The organism is Paraburkholderia nodosa, assembly GCF_001718195.1.
In the GTDB taxonomy this organism is placed as follows: domain Bacteria; phylum Pseudomonadota; class Gammaproteobacteria; order Burkholderiales; family Burkholderiaceae; genus Paraburkholderia; species Paraburkholderia nodosa_A.
Window position 1 is genome coordinate 178,872 of sequence record NZ_MCNV01000006.1, and the last position, 18,659, is coordinate 197,530.

The following is an 18,659-nucleotide window of genomic DNA, read 5'->3' on the forward strand; positions in this document are numbered from 1 at the left end:
CTGCTTCGCGCACCTTTCGGCCGATTGGCCATCGCCGGATCGGCTCAGGCCGCGGCGACCGACTCAACCGACACTTCGATCAAGTGGCGCTCCGCATCGAGCATCGGCACGCTCAGGCGGATCGTGTTCAGCGCCCGGGTTCCGGCCGGCAGACGCTCGATCTCGCCTTCGGGGTGCACACCCTTCATGGCCCAGATCGCGCCACCCTCGGCAACGAGATGACGGGCCAGTGTAACGAAATCGGCGAGATCCGCGAATGCCCGAGACACGATCAAATCGAATTTTTTCGATACTTCGATGCCGGGACGCAGCGATTCGACCCGGCCGGTCACCACCGAGAGGTTCGCGAGTCCGAGTTCAGCCTTCGCCTGCGACTGGAACGCCGACTTCTTCTGCACGATATCGTTGAGCGTGACCTGCCAGTCCGGACGCACGATCGCGAGCACGATGCCGGGCAGTCCGCCGCCGGAGCCGACATCGAGCACCGTTGCGTCGGCGCGCGCCGGCAGGTGCGGCACGATCGAGAGCGAATCGAGAATGTGCTGGATCAGCATCTGGCGCGGATCGCGAATCGCCGTGAGGTTGTACACGGCGTTCCACTTGGCGAGCAGCGCAACGTAGTCGAGCAACTGCTCGTGCTGCCGCTCGGTGAGTTCGACGCCAAGCGCCTGAGCGCCCTCTTTCAGCAGACGAGCGAGCGCGTCGCGGTCCGCAATGCCGGGTTGCCTCGAGCGCCCCGTCATTGCGCCACCGGCGTCGAGTCGGGGCCGCTTTCGTCTGCAGCACCCGGATTCTGGCGACGGCGGCCAAGGCCACGCTTGAGGTGAACCATCAGCAACGAAATCGCGGCGGGCGTAATGCCCGAAATGCGCGACGCCTGGCCGATCGTTTCAGGGCGGAACTGGCTCAGCTTCTGGCGCGCCTCGAACGACAGGCCACGCACTTCCGCGTAATCGATGCCTTCAGGCAGACGGGTATTATCCTGCGCGCCGTTGCGTTCGATCTCGTCGGCTTGGCGATCGATATAGCCCTGATATTTGATGCCGATTTCGATCTGTTCCTTGATCTGGGCTCGCAAAACTTCATCGTCGGCGAGCGGGGTTTCCGGCGCGCAAGCGCCTTCGCGCAGACCGCACACGCCGTCATAGGTCACGCCCGGGCGGCGCAGCAGGTCCGCGAGGTTGTATTCGCGGTCAATCGCCTTGCCGAGCAATGCCGTCGCTTCTTCCGCCGAAAGCGTCTTGGGGTTCACCCACGTCGACTTCAGACGCTCTGTTTCACGTGAAACAGCATCACGCTTACGGGAGAAGGCGTCCCAACGGACGTCGTCAATCACGCCCAGTTCGCGGCCGATCTCCGTCAGGCGCATATCCGCATTGTCTTCACGCAGGCTCAAGCGGTATTCGGCTCGGCTCGTGAACATGCGATACGGCTCGGAAACGCCACGCGTCACCAGATCGTCGACCAGCACGCCAAGGTACGCCTGATCGCGGCGCGGGCACCATGCGTCCTTGCCCTGCACCTGGAGGCCTGCGTTCATTCCGGCGAGCAAGCCTTGTGCTGCCGCTTCTTCATAGCCCGTCGTGCCGTTGATCTGGCCCGCAAAAAACAGGCCGTTGATCACCTTGGTTTCGAGCGAAGCCTTGAGGCCGCGCGGGTCGAAATAGTCGTATTCGATCGCGTAGCCCGGACGCAGGATGTGCGCGTGCTCGAGGCCGCGCATCGAGTGCACGAGCTCGAGCTGCACATCGAACGGCAGACTCGTGGAGATGCCGTTCGGGTAGAACTCGTTCGTCGTCAGGCCTTCCGGTTCGAGGAAGATCTGGTGCGATTCCTTGGACGCGAAGCGATGAATCTTGTCCTCGATGGACGGGCAATAGCGCGGCCCTACCCCTTCGATCACGCCCGTGTACATCGGCGAGCGGTCGAGACCGCCGCGAATGATGTCGTGGGTGCGCTCGTTCGTGTGCGTGACCCAGCACGGAATCTGACGCGGATGCTGTTCCGCGCGGCCAAGAAACGAGAACACTGGCACCGGATCGAGGTCACCGGGCTGCTCTTCGAGCACCGAAAAGTCGATCGTGCGGCCGTCGATACGCGGCGGCGTGCCCGTCTTGAGACGGCCCTGCGGCAGCTTCAGCTCCTTCAGGCGCGACGAGAGCGTCACGGCAGCGGGATCGCCAGCGCGGCCGCCCGTGTAGTTGTTCAGGCCCACGTGGATCTTGCCGTCGAGGAAAGTCCCCGCCGTTAGCACGACTGCACGGCTGCGGAAGCGGATGCCCACCTGCGTGACGGCGCCTACGACGCGATCGCCTTCGACCATCAGGTCTTCCACAGCCTGCTGGAACAGCCACAGATTCGGCTGATTCTCGAGACGTCGCCGGATCGCCGCCTTATAAAGAATGCGGTCGGCCTGCGCGCGCGTCGCCCGAACCGCCGGGCCCTTGGACGAATTGAGAATGCGGAACTGGATCCCGCCCTCGTCCGTCGCAGCGGCCATGGCGCCGCCGAGCGCATCGACTTCCTTGACAAGATGGCCCTTGCCGATGCCGCCAATCGACGGATTGCAGCTCATCTGGCCAAGCGTTTCGATGTTGTGCGTGAGCAGGAGCGTCTTGACGCCCATGCGGGCGGCGGCAAGCGCAGCCTCGGTTCCGGCGTGACCGCCGCCGACGACGATTACGTCAAACTCTGTGGGATAAAGCATGGCGGGACCTCACGCAAGGACGAAACGACCGCGTGAGCCTTCTCGGAAAAGTGGTATGCGCGAATTATAACGGTTTCGGGTTTTCGGCCGTTCACACCCGAATTTTGTTCCCCAGACGCGCCGGCGTTGAACAAAAAAAAGCGGCGTGTTTCACGTGAAACACGCCGCTCATTTCTACAGCGATAGACGAAGTCAGACCGGTTTCTTCGCCAACCCGAGATACGTTTCGATCACGCGCGGGTTCTGCGCCAACGCCCCCGCCGGTCCTTCTAGCGCCAGGTCGCCAGTTTCCAGCACGTAGCCGTAGTCGGAAATCTGCAGTGCAGCGCGGGCGTTCTGCTCGATGAGCAGCGTCGCGACGCCCGTTTGCCGCAGCGCGCTGATGATGTGGAAGATTTCCTTCACGATCAGCGGTGCGAGACCGAGGCTCGGCTCGTCGAGCATCAGCAGATCGGGCTTGCCCATCAATGCGCGGCCGACTGCGAGCATCTGGCGCTCGCCGCCCGAGAGCGTACCTGCCGCCTGTGCGCGGCGTTCTTTCAAGCGCGGAAACAGCGTGAAAACGGGTTCGAGCTGGTCGAGGAAATTACGCTCACCGGCGCGCTTGCGGCGATACGCGCCGAGCACGAGGTTGTCCTCCACCGTCATCGAGGCGAACAACTCGCGCTTTTCCGGCACGAGACACATGCCGCGCGCCACGCGCCGCTCGATCGGCAGCGCGCCGATCTCCTCGCCCATATAAGCGATGCGGCCGCTCGCATGTCCCGTCACGGGCAGCGCGCCCATGATGGCGTTGAGCAGCGTGGACTTGCCCGCGCCGTTGGGACCGATCACGGAGACGATCTGCCCCGCGCCCACCCTGATCGCCGCCTTGTGCAGCGCCTCGATCTTGCCGTAGCGAACGGCGAGTCCGGAAACTTCCAGTACGGGAGTCGTCATCATTCCACCCCGCCCAGATACGCTTCCAGAACGGCCGGATCCTTCTGCACCTCTTGCGGCAAACCTTCCGCGATACGCGTGCCGAACTCCATCACCACGAGGCGGTCGGTGAGATTCATCACGAAATCCATGTCGTGTTCGACCAGCAGCACGCTCATCCCGTCTTCTCTCAGCTTGCGCAGCAATGCCGCCAACTGTTGCTTTTCCTTGTAACGCAGGCCAGCCGCAGGCTCGTCGAGCAGCAGCAAGGTCGGATCGCAGCACAGCGCGCGGGCGATCTCGAGGATGCGTTGCTGACCGAGCGCGAGGCTGCCCGCTTCGTCATACATATGCTGTTCGAGGCCCACGCGACGGATCTGCTTTGCGGCCTCGCTCATGAGCCTGCCCTCTTCCGTGGCATTGAGTTTGGCCACGCTGCGCAGCACGCCCGCGTGACCCCGCAGATGCGCACCGATGGCGACGTTCTCGAGCACCGTCATCGTCGGCAGCAGCTTGACGTGCTGGAACGTGCGGCCAATACCGCGCGCGACGATTTCACGTGAAGTGAGGCGGTCGATGCGCTCGCCGCGGAACGTGATCTCACCGCTGGTCGGCTGAAGCACGCCGGTCACGAGATTGAAGGTCGTCGACTTGCCCGCACCGTTGGGACCGATCAGGCCGATGATCTGCCCCGCCTTCACTTCGAAGCTCACGTCGTTCACCGCCACGAGACCGCCGAACTGCTTGCGCGCCTTGTTCACCGTCAGCAGCATTTCGCCGGTGGCCGGCTTGCTGCGCTGCGGCAAAGCCTCGGCATGCTCGGGCACATGTGCCTGCGGACCACGCGGGAAGAAGCGCGCCACGAATGGCCAGACGCCGCGCCGCGCGTATTGCAGCAGCAGCACCATCAGAATGCCGAACACGATGATCTCGAAGTTGCCGTTCTCGCCAAGCAGCTTCGGCAGCAGGGTTTGCAGCCAGTCCTGCAGCACGGTGAGAATCGCCGCGCCCAGCACTGCGCCCCAGACGTGCGCCACGCCGCCCACCACGGCCATGAAGAGATATTCGATGCCGTGATTCAGACCGAACGGCGTCGGGTTCACCGCGCGCTGCAAGTGCGCGTACAGGAAGCCCGAAACGGCTGCGAGCACGGCCGCATAGACGAAGATCACCACACGCATCCAGCCGGTGTTCACGCCCATGGCCTCGGCCATCATGCCGCCGCCGCGCAGCGCGCGAATCGCGCGCCCCATGCGGCTATTAAGCAGATTCTGAACGGACACCACGGACGCAAGCACCACGACCCAGATTAGGTAGTAGATATGGCGGCCCGATTCGAGGTCGATGCCCAGCACGTTCAGCACGGGAATGCCGTTGATGCCGTCGTACTTGCCGAGCATGTCGAGGTTGCCAAACAGGAAGAACAGCGCGAGGCCCCAGGCGATCGTGCCGAGCGGCAGGAAGTGGCCCGACAGACGCATCGTGACGAGCCCCAGAACGAGCGCCACGAGCGCCGTGATCACCACGCCGACGATGAGTGCCAACCAGGGCGAAACGCCGTACTGCGTCGTCAGATAAGCAGTCGCGTAAGCCCCGAGCCCGACGAACGCGGCCTGCCCGAAGCTCGTCATCCCGCCGATGCCGGTGAGCAGCACGAGCCCGATCGCGACGATCGAATACAGGCCGATGTAGTTGAGCAGCGTGATCCAGTACTCGGGCACGTGCACCGGATGCGGCAGTACGGGCAACGCGAACATCACCACGAGGAACAGCCAGAAGAAGCGGTTGTGCATGACGAATCGTTTCATCGCGTCACTCCTCTTCCTCTTCGGCGTGCGGCGTCGAGAGCGAGCGCCACAGCAGCACGGGGATGATCAGCGTGAACACGATCACTTCCTTGTAAGAGCTCGCCCAGAACGACGAGTAAGACTCCAGCAGGCCCACGAGCACGGACCCTGCCGCAGCCAGCGGATAGCTCACCAGGCCGCCGATAATGGCGCCTACGAAGCCCTTGAGGCCGATCAGAAAGCCCGAGTCGTAGTAGATGGTGGTGAGCGGCGAGACGAGGATGCCGCACAGCGCGCCGAGGCCCGCGGCGAGCGTGAACGCGAGCCGCCCGGCCTGCGTGGTGCCGATGCCGACGAGGCGCGCGCCGAGCCGGTTCACCGAGGTCGCGCGCAGCGCCTTGCCCGAGATCGTGCGATCGAAATAGAGATACAGCGCGACGATCAACACGGCGGCCGTGCCGATCACCCAGAGGCTTTGGCCCGAGATCGACAGGCTGCCGATGTTGAACGTGGCGTCGGAGAACGCGTTCGTGCGCGAGCCTTCCGCGCCGAACATCACGAGCCCGAGGCCCACCATCGCGAAGTGCACGGCCACCGCTACGATCAGCAGCAGCAGCGTGGTCGCCTCGGCGATGGGCTCATAGGCGAGGCGATAGATGAACGGCCCCATCGGCACCACGATCGCAAGCGTGAGCGCGATCTGTACGAGCATCGGCAACTGCTGGCTCGCTACGCCGCGCGTGACCGCATAGAGCGCGATGGGAAAGAGCAGATACTTGCCGGCAAGCGTCACGAGCGTGCGCGCCGCGTGGCGCCGCCGTTCGGCGTGACGCACGAGCCCGGCGGTCTCGACCAGGAAGCACGCCGCACCGAGCGCGACGAGCAGCCAGCAGGTGGCCGGAAACTTCTGCGATTGCAGCGCGGCGAGCGTGAGCGCGCCATATGAAACGAATTCGCCCTGCGGAATGAAGATCACCCGCGTCACGGAAAACACCAGCACCAGGGCGAGCGCTAGCAGCGCATAGATCGCACCGGTGGTGATGCCGTCCTGCGCGAGGATCGCGGCGATCGATAAATCCATACTCCCCTCTTCCTGAAACCTTCTGGAACCTGGAAAAACAGCGGCGTCGAAAAACGGCAATGCGGGAAAGAACCGCCGAAGGCGCGGTTCGGCCTTCGGCTGTGAAAAGCCGGTGCGCAGCAACGGAGCTGCGCACCGGTCATGCTCGTACGTGATTCTCAGTGGCCAGAATGACGCTGTAACGCGCGCGCGTGTTCCACGGGAAAACGCACTGCGCTTTCCCGTGCGCCGCACGTTATTCGCTCTGCAGCTTCCACTTGTTGTTGACGATCTCGACGATCACGCGTGCGCGCTGGTCGAGGCCCGCATGATCCGTCGAGCTCATGTTGAAGATGCCGTGCGCGCCCGCCGCGTCCTGCGAGTTTTCGAGCGCGGCGCGCAGCGCCACGCGGAACGCCTCGGTGCCCGGCTGGCCCGCCTTCAGCGCGACCGGAATCGCGCGCTGGAGCAACTGGCCGGCGTCCCATGCATGACCGCCGAAGGTCGCCACCGTGCCAACGCCATAGGCCTTCTCATAGGCCGTCTTGTAGGCCAGTGCCGACTTCTTCACGGGGTTCGAATCGGGCAACTGGTCGGCCACGAGAATCGGGCCTGCGGGCAGCAGCTCGCCTTCGCAATCCTTGCCGCAGACGCGCAGGAAGTCGTTATTCGCCACGCCGTGCGTCTGATAGATCTTGCCCTTGTAGCCGCGATCCTTGAGCGTGGTCGCGGGCAGCGCCGCGGGCGTGCCGGAACCGGCGATCAGGATCGCATCGGGGTTCGCCGACATCAGCTTGAGGGCCTGGCCCGTCACCGACGAGTCGGTGCGGTTATAGCGCTCGTTCGCCACGATCTTGAGGTTGTGCTTGCCGGCCGCGCTGGTGAACTCCTTGAGCCAGCTGTCGCCGTAGGCGTCGGTGAAGCCGATGAAGCCCACCGTCTTCACGCCCTGCTTCTCCATGTAGCTCGCGAGCGCGTCGGCCATCAGGCTGTCGTTCTGCGGCGTCTTGAAGGCCCACTGACGCTTCGCGTCGATCGGCTCGACGATCGCGGCGGATGCGGCGAGCGAGATCATCGGCGTCTTGCCCTGCGCGACGACGTCGAGCATGGCGAGCGAGTTCGGCGTGACCGACGAGCCGATGATGGCGTCCACGTGGTCTTCGTCGATCAGCTTGTGCGTGTTCTGCACGGCCTTGCTCGTGTCCGAGGCGTCGTCGAGCACGATGTACTGCACGCTCTTGCCCGCGATCTCCTTGGGCAGCAACGCGATGGTGTTCTTCTCGGGAATACCGAGCGACGCGGCCGGCCCCGTTGCCGAAAGCGTCACGCCAATCTTCACCTGCGCGGCGGCGATGCCCGCCGTGCCCATCAGCGCCGCTGCGAGTCCGGCACTAATCGAGCTCAATACCCACTTCTTCGTTTTCATTGCGCGTCTCCAAACGCTTGGTCTGCGTGTTGTCGATTGATCCTGCGCCGATTACTAGGATGTTCGTGAATCGGCGCCGGCCTTTGAGTGTAGTAATCGGGATCGCGCGTGTAATGCATGGTTTTCCCTGCCTGCGACGCCGCACAAGCCGCCGCGCGCCAGGGTGCGCTCTCCGCTTTGTCGCCTGCTCCCCTACTGCTGCAAAGCCGTTGTCACGGCAACAAAAAAGGCACCTCGATCGAGCGTGCCTTTTTCGTGTTTCGTGCGTCATTCAACCGGCGCTCAATCGCCGGCGAGTTTCCACTTGCCGCCGACGATCTCCACCATCACGCGGGCACGCTGGTCGAGACCCGCGTGGTCCGTCGCGCTCATGGTGAAGATGCCGTGCGCGCCTGCCACGTCGTGCGAGTTTTCAAGCGCGGCGCGCAGCGCTTCGCGGAAGGCCTTCGAGCCCGGCTGACCCGCTTTCAGCGCGACCGGAATCGCGTGCTGGAGCAGGAGGCCCGCGTCCCACGCGTGACCGCCGAACGTCGAAATCGAGCCTGCGCCATAGGCCTTTTCATACGCGGCCTTGTACGCAAGCGCCGATTGCTTCACGGGATTCGAGTCAGGCAATTGATCGGCGACGAGCAGCGGCCCTGCCGGTAGGTATGTGCCGTCGCAGTCCTTGCCGCACACGCGCAGGAAGTCGTTGTTGGCCACGCCGTGGGTCTGGTAGTACTTGCCCGCGTAGCCGCGCTCCTTGAGCGTTTTCTGCGGCAGCGCGGCCGGCGTGCCCGCACCCGCGATGAGCACCGCGTCGGGGTGCTGCGAGATCATCTTGAGCACCTGGCCCGTGACCGAGGCATCGTTACGCGCGAAGCGTTCGTTCGCGACGACCTTGATGTTCTGTTTCGAAGCGGCCGCGCTGAATTCCTTGTACCAGCTCTCGCCATAGGCGTCTGCGAAGCCGATGAAGGCCACCGTCTTCACGCCGTGCGCGGCCATGTGCTGCGCGATGGCGCCGGCCATCAGCGCGTCGTTCTGCGGCGTCTTGAAGACCCACGAGCGCTTGGCCTCCATCGGTTCGACGATGGATGCCGCTGCGGCCATCGAGATCATCGGCGTGGACGTTTCCGCGGCCACGTCGATCATGGCGAGCGAGTTCGGCACGACAGTCGAGCCGATCAAGGCGTCGACGTGATCTTCGCTCGTGAGCTTGCGCGCGTTCTTCACCGCCTGGGTGGAATCGGTGGCGTCGTCGAGCACGATGTAATCGACTTTCTGGCCCGCGATTTCCTTCGGCAGCAGCGCAACCGTGTTCTTTTCCGGAATCCCGAGCGAGGCAGCCGGCCCCGTCGCCGACAGCGTCACTCCGATCTTCACATCTGCATACGCCCCGCCGGCCGTCGCCGCGAGCACCCCGGTCGCGACGCAAGCCGCGCCCATCCAACGCAAAACCAACTGCATCTCCACTCCTTCTATATTCATTTTCTTTATTGCTACGGATTTGTGGCGCACCGCGGCCGATCACCTCATAGTCCAACCGATAATCGTCTGCGGGAAATCAACGCAAAAATGCTGACCGCATGGTCGGTGATTGGCGAGTGTAGCGGTCTGCGTATTCGGATGGCAAGCGCTTTCCATCTGCTTACAGTGAGCAGGATTGCGCGCGCCTTTTGCGTAATGCGCAAACGCTTGTGCAGTGGGCAAAGTGCTGCCGCGCGGCCTGGTTTGCGTAATACGGGAAGGGATAATCGGTGCGTACGAAGGTGCGTAACTCGCATGCCTCGCAGCGGAAAAAAGATAATCGGCTCGCCGTTGAAAACAGGCGTAGAAATATAAAAAGCGCTGTTGGACTCTCATCCAACAGCGCTTCCTTGTCCGGGCACTTGGTGCCTCAGTTGTCTCCTCGTTCTCCACCTGCAAATTCGGTGCATCAGAACTAAGCGCAACTTTAAACTTCACCCCCCTCTGCAGCAACTAGCATTTACCCTAGTGGTGCAGTGCGGCACCGAAATGGGGCGTGGCGCCACAGGTTTGTCGCACAACGGGGCGCTGCGGGATGCCGCAGCGCGACGTCCTTGCGCGGGCTATGCCAGCTCGCGCCGACCGGCGATCATTCTATCGCAGTGCAGAGCAGTCCTGGCACGCCAGTTCGTCAAGCGCGCAAGGGCCGCACGCGCGCCACGACCTCGCCGACTATGCCGCGCCGGAACGCCAGCACGCAGGCAATGAAGATGATCCCTGTGACGATCGTTGTGGACTCACCGAGTGAGCGGAACCACTCCACGCCCGTCCCTCTCGCGAGCGCCGTGCCGATGTCGCCCAGCCGGTCCTCCAGCGCGACGATCAGCGTCGCGCCGAGCAGCGGCCCGAACAGCGTGCCCATGCCGCCCACGAGCGTCATGAGGATCACGAGGCCGGACATGGTCCAGTACGCGTCGCCGAGCGTCTCGAAGCCGAGTACGAGCACCTTGAGCGCGCCGGCCAGACCCGCGAGCCCCGCCGACAACACGAACGCGAGCAGCTTGAAGCGGTCGGTGTCGTAGCCGAGCGAGACGGCGCGCGGCTCGTTCTCCTTGATCGCCACGAGTACCTGCCCGAACGGCGAATGCACGATGCGCACGATCAGACCGAACGCGAGCACCATCACGACGAGCACGACGTAGTAGAGCGAGAGATCGGAACCGAGCGAAAGCACGCCGAACAGCTTGCCGCGCGGCACGCCTTGCAGACCGTCTTCGCCGTGCGTGAACGGCGCCTGCAGGAACACGAAGTAGACCATTTGCGCGAGCGCGAGCGTGACCATGGAGAAGTAGATGCCCTGCCGGCGAATCGCGAAAATGCCTACCACGAGCCCGAGGACGGTGGCCACCGCCGTGCCCGCGAGCACGCCCACCTCGGGCGTGAAGTTGAGCGACTGGATCGCGTAGCCTGCCGTGTAGCCCGCGCTCGCGAGAAACATCGCATGGCCGAACGAAAGCAGGCCCGTGTAGCCGATCAGCAGGTTGAACGCCGCGGCGAACAGGGCGAAGCAGAGCACCTTCATCACGAAGAGCGGATAGGCGCCGGCGAACGGCGCGACGATCAGCCCGATCAGCAACAAACCATAGAGCGCTTTTCTTTGCATCATCGTTCCTTGCCGAAGAGACCAGCGGGGCGAATCAGCAGCACGATCGCCATGATTACGAACACCACAGTCGCGGAGGCCTCGGGCCAGAACACCCGCGTGAAGCCTTCGATCACGCCGAGCATGAGGCCTGTGAGGATCGAGCCCATGATCGAGCCCATGCCGCCGATCACGACCACGGCGAACACAGTGATGATCATCGGCTGGCCCATGAGCGGCGAGACCTGGATCACGGGCGCGGCGAGCACGCCCGCAAACGCCGCGAGTGCGACGCCGAAGCCGTAGGTGAGCGTGATCATGAGCGGCACGTTGATGCCGAACGCCTCGACGAGCTTGGGGTTCTCCGTGCCCGCGCGCAGATACGCGCCAAGGCGTGTTTTTTCGATCACGAACCAGGTCGCGAAACACACGGCAAGCGAAGCCACCACCACCCAGGCGCGGTAGTTGGGCAAATACATGAAGCCGAGATTGGTCGCGCCGGCGAGCAGGTCGGGCACATCATAGGGCTGCCCCGACGAGCCGTAGATCGAGCGGAACACGCCCTCCACCACGAGCGTGAGGCCGAAAGTGAGCAGGAGTCCGTACAGATGATCGAGCTTATAAAGCCAGCGCAGCATGGAGCGCTCGATCACGACGCCGAACAGGCCGACCACGAGTGGAGCGACGACGAGCATCGCCCAGTACGGCAGATCGAAGTACGCGAGCCCCATCCACGTGAGCATCGCGCCCAGCATGAACAACGCGCCGTGGGCGAAGTTGATCACGTTGAGCATGCCGAAGATCACCGCGAGACCGAGGCTCAGGATCGCGTAGAACGAGCCGTTCACGAGCCCGAGCAGCAACTGGCTCAGCATTGCCGGAAGCGGAATGCCAAAAATCGTCATGAGAGCCGCCATGAATGCATTAACGGATTACGCAATCATGCCGCGCCCGGCGCACCCACCTCGGGGCGCCGGGCGCGGCATCCGACTGCAGCATTTACGCGCTCGCGCTTACTTCCACAGCGCGCACTTGCTCTCCTGCTTCGTCGTATAGGCCTGCTCGCCCGGGATCGTCTGCAGCACCTTGTAGTAGTCCCACGGCTTCTTCGACTCCGACGGCTTCTTCACCTCGACGAGATACATGTCGTGGATCAGCACGCCGTCCTGGCGGATGTAGCCGCCCTTGGTATAGAAGTCGTTGACCTTGGTCTTCTTGAGCTGCTCCATGACCTTGTCGGAGTCCGTCGTGCCGGCCGCCTGCACCGCCTTCAGATAGTTCGTCACCGCCGAATAGTCAGCCGCCTGCAGTTCGGACGGCATCTTCTTCGTCTGGTCGAAGTAGCGCTGCGCCCACTTGCGCGTGTCGTCGTTCTGGTCCCAGTACCAGCCGGTCGTCAGCACGAGGCCCTGCGTGGTGTCGAGCCCAAGGCTGTGCACGTCGGGCAGGAACATCAGCAGCGCCGCGGTCTTCATCGTCTTGTTGATGCCGAATTCCTTCGCGGCCTTGATCGCGTTGACCGTGTCGCCACCCGCGTTCGCGAGGCCGAGGATCTGCGCCTTCGAGGCTTGCGCCTGCAGCAGGAACGACGAGAAGTCCGACGCCGAGAGCGGATGGCGCACTTCGCCGAGCACCTGACCGCCGTTCGCCTTCACGACGTCCGCGGTGTTCTTCTCGAGCGACTTGCCGAACGCGTAGTCTGCGGTCAGGAAGAACCAGCTCTTGCCGCCCTGCTTGAGCACCGCGAGGCCCGTGCCCTTCGCGAGCGCGACCGTGTCGTAGCCGTAGTGGACCGTGTACGGCGTGCACTGCTCGTTCGTCAGGGCGTCCGTGCCCGCGCCCGTGTTGAAGTACACCTTCTTCTTCTCTTGCGCGACCTGGTTCATCGCCAGCGCCGTCGCCGAGTTCGTGCCGCCGAGCAGCATGGTGAGCCCGTCACGGTCGAACCATTCGCGCGCCTTCGAAGCGGCGATATCGGCCTTGTTCTGGTGATCGGCGTACTCGATCTGGATCGGCTTGCCGAGCACCTTGCCGCCGAAGTCCGCGACCGCCATCTTGATCGCCGTGAGGCCGCCCTGGCCGTCGTCGTCGGCGTAAAGGCCGGACATGTCCGTGATGAAGCCGATCTTCACCGCGTCGTCGGCGGCCTGCGCGCTCCCCGCGCTGAACGCCATCGCAGCTGCCGAGGCGGCAAAAAGGCCCGCGAGCCGCGCGAACGTGGTTTTCTTCATTGCAGTCTCCTTCCTTGGTTGCGTAATTATCAGGAATACTCCATGAACATCGGAGGCAAAGCGATTCGCGCGGCGCTCATCTCACGCTCACGTCGCGCGCAAAACCAGACCAAAAAAATTAAACGCCCAGCAGGTCGTGCAGCACCGGCATCTTTCCCTCGAGTTCGGCAGTGCCGAAGTGCTCGACGATGCGCCCGTGCTCCATCACGTAAAAGCGGTCCGCGAGCGGCGCCGCAAAGCGGAAGTTCTGCTCGACCATCACGATCGTGTAGCCGCGCGATTTCAGCGTGAGGATCATGCGCGCGAGCGTTTGAACGATCACCGGCGCCAGCCCTTCGGATATCTCGTCGAGCAGCAGCAGGTTCGCGCCCGTGCGCAGGATGCGCGCCACGGCGAGCATCTGCTGCTCGCCGCCGGAAAGCCGTGTGCCCTGGCTGTTGCGCCGTTCGGCGAGATTGGGAAACATCGCGTAGATCTCGTCGAGCGACATGCCCTGCGCCAACTTCGCCCCTTTCGTGCCGATGTGCGGCGGCAGGAGCAGATTCTCTTCGCACGAGAGGCTCGCGAAAATGCCGCGCTCCTCGGGGCAATACCCCACGCCGCAGTGCGCAATGCGATAGGTGGGCATCTGGATGGTCTCGCGCCCGCCAATCCGGATCGAGCCCGTGCGCCGGCCGGTGAGCCCCATGATGGCGCGCAGCGTCGTCGTGCGCCCCGCGCCGTTGCGCCCGAGCAGTGTCACGACCTCGCCGCGCCCGACGGACAGATCCACGCCGTGCAGGATGTGCGACTCGCCATACCACGCCTGCAGCCCCGCAATCTCCAGCGCCTTCGCGCTCTCGGTCGCGCCGGCGGCCGCAGTCGTTTCGCGTTCGGTGACGGTATTCATGCGTGCGCCCCCGTAAGGGCTGCGTCCGCACTGCCCATATAGGCCTCGGCGACGAGCGGGTTCTTCGAGACTTCGGCGTAGCTGCCTTCGGCGAGCACCTCGCCGCGCTGAAGCACCGTGATGGTGTCGGAGATGCCGGCAATCACGTTCATGTTGTGCTCGACCATGAGGATCGTGCGCCCGCTCGATACTTTCTTGATGAGCGCCGTCACGCGGTCCACGTCTTCGTGGCCCATGCCCTGGGTCGGTTCGTCGAGCAGCATCAGCTCGGGCTCCATCGCGAGCGTCGTGGCGATTTCCAGCGCGCGCTTGCGGCCATAGGCGAGCTCGACCGTGGGCACATCGGCGAAATCGGTGAGGCCCACCTGCGTGAGCAGATCCATCGCGCGATCGTTGAGCTCAGCGAGCGTGCGTTCGCTCTTCCAGAAGTGGTAGGCGGTGCCGAGCGAGCGCTGCAGCCCCACGCGCACGTTCTGGAGCGCCGTGAGGTGCGGAAACACAGCCGAAATCTGGAACGAGCGGATGATGCCGCGCCGCGCGATCTGCGCAGGCCGCTCATGCGTAATGTCGATGCCGTTGAAAACGATGCGCCCCGCGCTGGGCACGAGGAATTTGGTGAGGAGATTGAAGCAGGTGGTCTTGCCTGCGCCGTTCGGTCCGATCAGTGCATGGATCGAGCCGCGGCACACGCGCAGGTTCACGCCGTTCACGGCCGTAAAGCCCTTGAACTGTTTCGTGAGGTCGCGCGTCTCCAGAATCGTGTCGCCGAGAATCATGTCCCCTTCCGAGCGTGGTAAGGCGTAACACTGCAGACCGTCCGTGACTCGTGGTGCACGGTGAGGTCCGGCGCGGACGTGGCGGCGCGCCTCCCGATGCGCGCAACGCGCGCCTGCCGACTTTCGCGTCATTGTCTCGCCAATGATGCAGCGCAATCATTGGGATTTGCACTTAAGGGAGCGCCACAAGGACAGCGAACATTACGACCGGAAGTTGACGACAGTACGATGAAAGATGCGTACACGTTAGGCGCACGATCACCGCAAACCCGAAACTCACGGCCGTACAAAAGCACGCGAGCGGAAGCGCTTGCGCTCGCGTCCCACATAGTCTTCGAATCGACGCTATCTTGCGCGTCGCTCCATGCCCTCAGGCGGTCGTCAGCGTGACACCGGCGGCGGCCTCCGTTTGCGCACGCGAAGCCTCGCGGCGGTCGGCGCGCAGCATCTCGGCGGCGCGCTCCGCGATCATCAGCGTCGGCGAATTCGTGTTTCCCGAGGTAATGGCCGGCATGACCGAGGCGTCCACCACACGCAGGCCCTCCACGCCGCGCACACGCAGGCGCGCGTCGACCACGGCGTCGGGGTCGTCGGCGCGGCCCATGCGGCAGGTGCCGACGGGATGAAAAATCGTCGTGCCGACGTTGCCCGCCGCCTCGCGCAGTTGCTCCTCAGTCTGGAACGCGAGCCCCGGCAGGATCTCATGCGGCTGGTAGCGCGCGAGCGCGCCCGAAGCCGCGATGCGCCGCGTGAGCCGTATCGCGTTGGCCGCCACGCGCAGGTCGCGATCGGTCGACAGATAATTGGGCGCGATCGCAGGCGGCTGCGACGGGTCCGCTGACACGGCGTGGATACTGCCGCGCGACGTGGGCCGCAGGTTGCACACCGAGGCGGTGAACGCGTTGAAGCGATGCAGCGGCTCGCCGAAGCGGTCGAGCGAAAGCGGCTGCACGTGGTACTGGAGGTCGGGCCGCGTGAGCGTGGGATCGCTCGGGTCCGATTTCGCGAATGCGCCGAGCTGCGAGGGCGCCATCGACATGGGCCCGCTCTGGAAGAACGCGTACTGCATGCCGATCATCAGCTTGCCCCACCAGTGCGCGGAGGCCGTGTTGAGCGTACGCACGCCGTTCACGCGAAACGCCATGCGCAATTGCAGATGGTCCTGAAGGTTCTCGCCCACACCGCGCAGATCCTGCACGACGCCAATGCCGAGCTGCGCGAGCCGGGCAGCGTCGCCGATGCCGGAAAGCTCGAGCAATTGCGGCGAATTCACGGCACCGGCGCTCAGGATCACTTCACAACGTGCCCGCGCGACGTAGTCGACGTCGCCGCGATACTCCACGCCCACGCAGCGCTTGCCTTCGAAGATCACCCGCTGCGTGAGCGCGCCGGTGACGACCGTGAGGTTGGGCCGCTTCATCGCCGCGCGCAAGAACGCCTTCGACGCATTCCAGCGCACGCCGCGCTTCTGGTTCACTTCGAAATAGCCCACGCCGCTGTTGTCGCCGCGATTGAAGTCGTCGGTGGCGGCAATGCCCTGCTCCTGCGCGGCGCGCGCGAACGATTCGAGAATCTGCCAGCGCAGACGCTGCTTCTCCACGCGCCATTGGCCGCCCGCGCCGTGAAACTCGCTCGCGCCGCCGTGATGATCTTCGCTGCGGCGGAACACGGGCAGCACGCTGTCCCACGACCAGCCGGAATCGCCGGTCTCGCGCGCCCAGTTGTCGTAGTCTTCGCGCTGGCCGCGCATGTAGATCATGCCGTTGATCGACGACGAACCGCCCAGCACGCGCCCGCGCGGGTACGAAAGCGAGCGGCCGTTGAGGCCTTTTTCGGCGGCGGTCTTGTAGAGCCAGTCCGTGCGCGGATTGCCGATGCAATACAGGTAGCCCACGGGAATGTGGATCCAGTGATAGTCGTCCGCGCCGCCCGCCTCGATGAGCAGGACGGAAACGTCCGCGTCTTCGGTCAGGCGATTGGCGAGCACGCAGCCCGCGGTGCCCGCGCCAACGATCACGTAGTCGAATTCGCCTTCGAGGCGGCGCGCGGCCTGAGCTTCGCTCGGTGCAGGCATGATGTGTCTCCAGCGATGACTGCTCTCTTTATGTTGTATTTTTGGACTGCGATTACTGCGCCGGACGGCATCGAACGCTTCGGATTCCTTTCGAACAGCCCGGCTCCCGGCCGCCTACTTCGCCACCGGCATGGTGAATTCCGCGCCCTTGGCGATGCTGTCGGGCCAGCGCTGCATGATGCTCTTGTAGCGCGTGTAGAAGCGCACGCCTTCCTCGCCGTAGGCATGGTGGTCGCCGAACAGCGAGCGCTTCCAGCCGCCGAACGAGTGCCACGCCATCGGCACCGGAATCGGCACATTGATGCCGACCATGCCCACCTTGATCTGGCGCGAGAAGGCGCGCGCAACGCCGCCGTCCGAGGTGTAGCACGACACGCCGTTGGCGAATTCGTGTGCGTTGATCAACTCGACGGCGCTCGCGAAATCGGGCACGCGCACGACCGACAGCACCGGACCGAAGATCTCTTCCTTGTAGATCGTCATGTCGGTCTTCACGTCGTCGAATAGCGTGCCGCCGAGGAAGAAGCCCTCCTCATGACCATCCACCTTGTGGCCGCGCCCGTCCACGACGAGCTTCGCGCCCGCCGCCACGCCGGCCTCGATATAGCCCTGCACTTTCGCGCGATGCACGCCCGTGACGAGCGGCCCCATTTCCGAGGCGCCGTCCATGCCGCTGCCGATCTGCAGCGCCTTCACGCGCGGCGAGAGCCGCTCGACGAGTTCGTCGGCGATATGGCCCACGGCCACCGCCACCGAAATCGCCATGCAGCGCTCGCCGGCCGAGCCATAGGCCGCACCGATCAGCGCGTCGACGGCCTGGTCGAGGTCCGCGTCGGGCATCACGACGAGGTGATTCTTCGCGCCGCCCAGCGCCTGCACACGCTTGCCGTGTCTCGTGCCTTCCGTGTAGATGTACTCCGCGATCGGCGTCGAGCCGACGAACGACAGCGCGGTGACGTCCGGATGCGCAAGCAGCGCATCCACGGCCACCTTGTCGCCATGCACGACGTTGAACACGCCGTCGGGCAGCCCCGCTTCCTTGAGCAGTTCGGCAAGCCGCACCGAAGCGGAAGGATCGCGCTCCGAAGGCTTCAGCACGAACGTGTTGCCGCACGCGAGCGCGATCGGGAACATCCAGCACGGCACCATCATCGGGAAGTTGAACGGCGTGATGCCGGCGACGACGCCCAGCGGCTGGCGCAGATTCCAGTTGTCGATGCCCCCGCCGATCTGGTCGGTGAAATCGGTCTTCAGCAGATTGGGAATGCCGCACGCGAACTCGACCACCTCGATGCCGCGCATCACCTCGCCCTTGGCGTCGGAGAACACCTTGCCGTGTTCGCGCGTAATGAGTTCGGCGAGTTCGTCGTGATGCTGGTCGAGCAGATCCTTGAACTTGAAGAGAATGCGCGCGCGTTTGATAGGGGCCATTTCCGCCCACGCGGGAAAGGCTGCCTGCGCGGCGGCAACGGCGGCGTCGACCTCCGCCACGGTGGCGAGCGGCACGCGCGCGCTCACTTTGCCGAACGCCGGATTGAAAACGTCGCCATGACGCTCGCTCGTTCCAGCCAGCGGCTTGCCGTTGACGAAGTGGGTCAGCATGCGGACGCCGGCTTCGTTTTGATGTGTCTCGCCCATGGGTGTGCCTCTTTTGTCGTGAAGCCTCGATCCAACTAGCGTAATCGCGAGGCTGGGGCGCG

The 18,659-nt window shown here is 64.2% G+C and carries 14 protein-coding genes; all 14 read right to left on the reverse strand.

Annotated elements, in window-relative coordinates:
* Window positions 1-44 precede the first annotated feature (44 nt).
* The 14 genes from rsmG to BFD71_RS13550 all read right to left on the reverse strand — a co-directional run bounded on the left by rsmG (window position 45) and on the right by BFD71_RS13550 (window position 18,597).
* Window positions 45-743 (reverse strand): 16S rRNA (guanine(527)-N(7))-methyltransferase RsmG, encoded by a 699-nt coding sequence (gene rsmG, locus BFD71_RS13485; protein WP_069264454.1) that lies wholly within the window; start codon window positions 741-743, stop codon window positions 45-47.
* Window positions 740-2,707, reverse strand: a complete 1,968-nt coding sequence (gene mnmG, locus BFD71_RS13490; protein WP_069264456.1) for a tRNA uridine-5-carboxymethylaminomethyl(34) synthesis enzyme MnmG — start codon at window positions 2,705-2,707, stop codon at window positions 740-742. Before mnmG ends, rsmG begins: the two co-directional genes overlap by 4 nt.
* 192 nt (window positions 2,708-2,899) lie before the next feature.
* Entirely contained in the window at window positions 2,900-3,649 is a 750-nt protein-coding gene (locus BFD71_RS13495) for an ABC transporter ATP-binding protein (RefSeq protein ID WP_069264457.1), read from the reverse strand.
* On the reverse strand, window positions 3,646-5,433 hold the full coding sequence (locus BFD71_RS13500) for a branched-chain amino acid ABC transporter ATP-binding protein/permease (RefSeq protein WP_083245238.1): 1,788 nt from the start codon (window positions 5,431-5,433) through the stop codon (window positions 3,646-3,648). The genes BFD71_RS13495 and BFD71_RS13500 overlap by 4 nt, the downstream gene beginning before the upstream one ends.
* A 4-nt stretch (window positions 5,434-5,437) precedes the next feature.
* Window positions 5,438-6,493: a branched-chain amino acid ABC transporter permease gene (locus tag BFD71_RS13505; RefSeq protein WP_069264458.1), complete on the reverse strand. Its 1,056-nt coding sequence runs from the start codon at window positions 6,491-6,493 to the stop codon at window positions 5,438-5,440.
* 235 nt (window positions 6,494-6,728) lie between these two features.
* The gene (locus tag BFD71_RS13510) at window positions 6,729-7,898 is read right to left on the reverse strand and encodes an ABC transporter substrate-binding protein (protein ID WP_069264460.1); all 1,170 of its coding nucleotides are present in this window, start codon (window positions 7,896-7,898) and stop codon (window positions 6,729-6,731) included.
* A 282-nt stretch (window positions 7,899-8,180) separates the two neighbouring features.
* The gene (locus tag BFD71_RS13515) at window positions 8,181-9,347 is read right to left on the reverse strand and encodes an ABC transporter substrate-binding protein (protein WP_069264462.1); all 1,167 of its coding nucleotides are present in this window, start codon (window positions 9,345-9,347) and stop codon (window positions 8,181-8,183) included.
* A gap of 691 nt (window positions 9,348-10,038) precedes the next feature.
* Window positions 10,039-11,010 (reverse strand): branched-chain amino acid ABC transporter permease, encoded by a 972-nt coding sequence (locus BFD71_RS13520; protein WP_069264465.1) that lies wholly within the window; start codon window positions 11,008-11,010, stop codon window positions 10,039-10,041.
* Window positions 11,010-11,894: a branched-chain amino acid ABC transporter permease gene (locus BFD71_RS13525; protein WP_069264467.1), complete on the reverse strand. Its 885-nt coding sequence runs from the start codon at window positions 11,892-11,894 to the stop codon at window positions 11,010-11,012. The genes BFD71_RS13520 and BFD71_RS13525 overlap by 1 nt, the downstream gene beginning before the upstream one ends.
* A gap of 108 nt (window positions 11,895-12,002) precedes the next feature.
* Entirely contained in the window at window positions 12,003-13,220 is a 1,218-nt protein-coding gene (locus BFD71_RS13530) for an ABC transporter substrate-binding protein (protein ID WP_069264469.1), read from the reverse strand.
* A 118-nt stretch (window positions 13,221-13,338) separates the two neighbouring features.
* A complete protein-coding gene (locus tag BFD71_RS13535; protein WP_069264471.1) occupies window positions 13,339-14,109 on the reverse strand; it encodes an ABC transporter ATP-binding protein in 771 nt (256 codons plus the stop codon).
* A complete protein-coding gene (locus tag BFD71_RS13540; RefSeq protein WP_028203291.1) occupies window positions 14,106-14,885 on the reverse strand; it encodes an ABC transporter ATP-binding protein in 780 nt (259 codons plus the stop codon). The genes BFD71_RS13535 and BFD71_RS13540 overlap by 4 nt, the downstream gene beginning before the upstream one ends.
* A 370-nt stretch (window positions 14,886-15,255) precedes the next feature.
* Window positions 15,256-16,959 (reverse strand): GMC family oxidoreductase, encoded by a 1,704-nt coding sequence (locus BFD71_RS13545; protein WP_069264475.1) that lies wholly within the window; start codon window positions 16,957-16,959, stop codon window positions 15,256-15,258.
* A gap of 114 nt (window positions 16,960-17,073) precedes the next feature.
* On the reverse strand, window positions 17,074-18,597 hold the full coding sequence (locus BFD71_RS13550; RefSeq protein ID WP_069264477.1) for a CoA-acylating methylmalonate-semialdehyde dehydrogenase: 1,524 nt from the start codon (window positions 18,595-18,597) through the stop codon (window positions 17,074-17,076).
* Window positions 18,598-18,659: the final 62 nt, after the last annotated feature.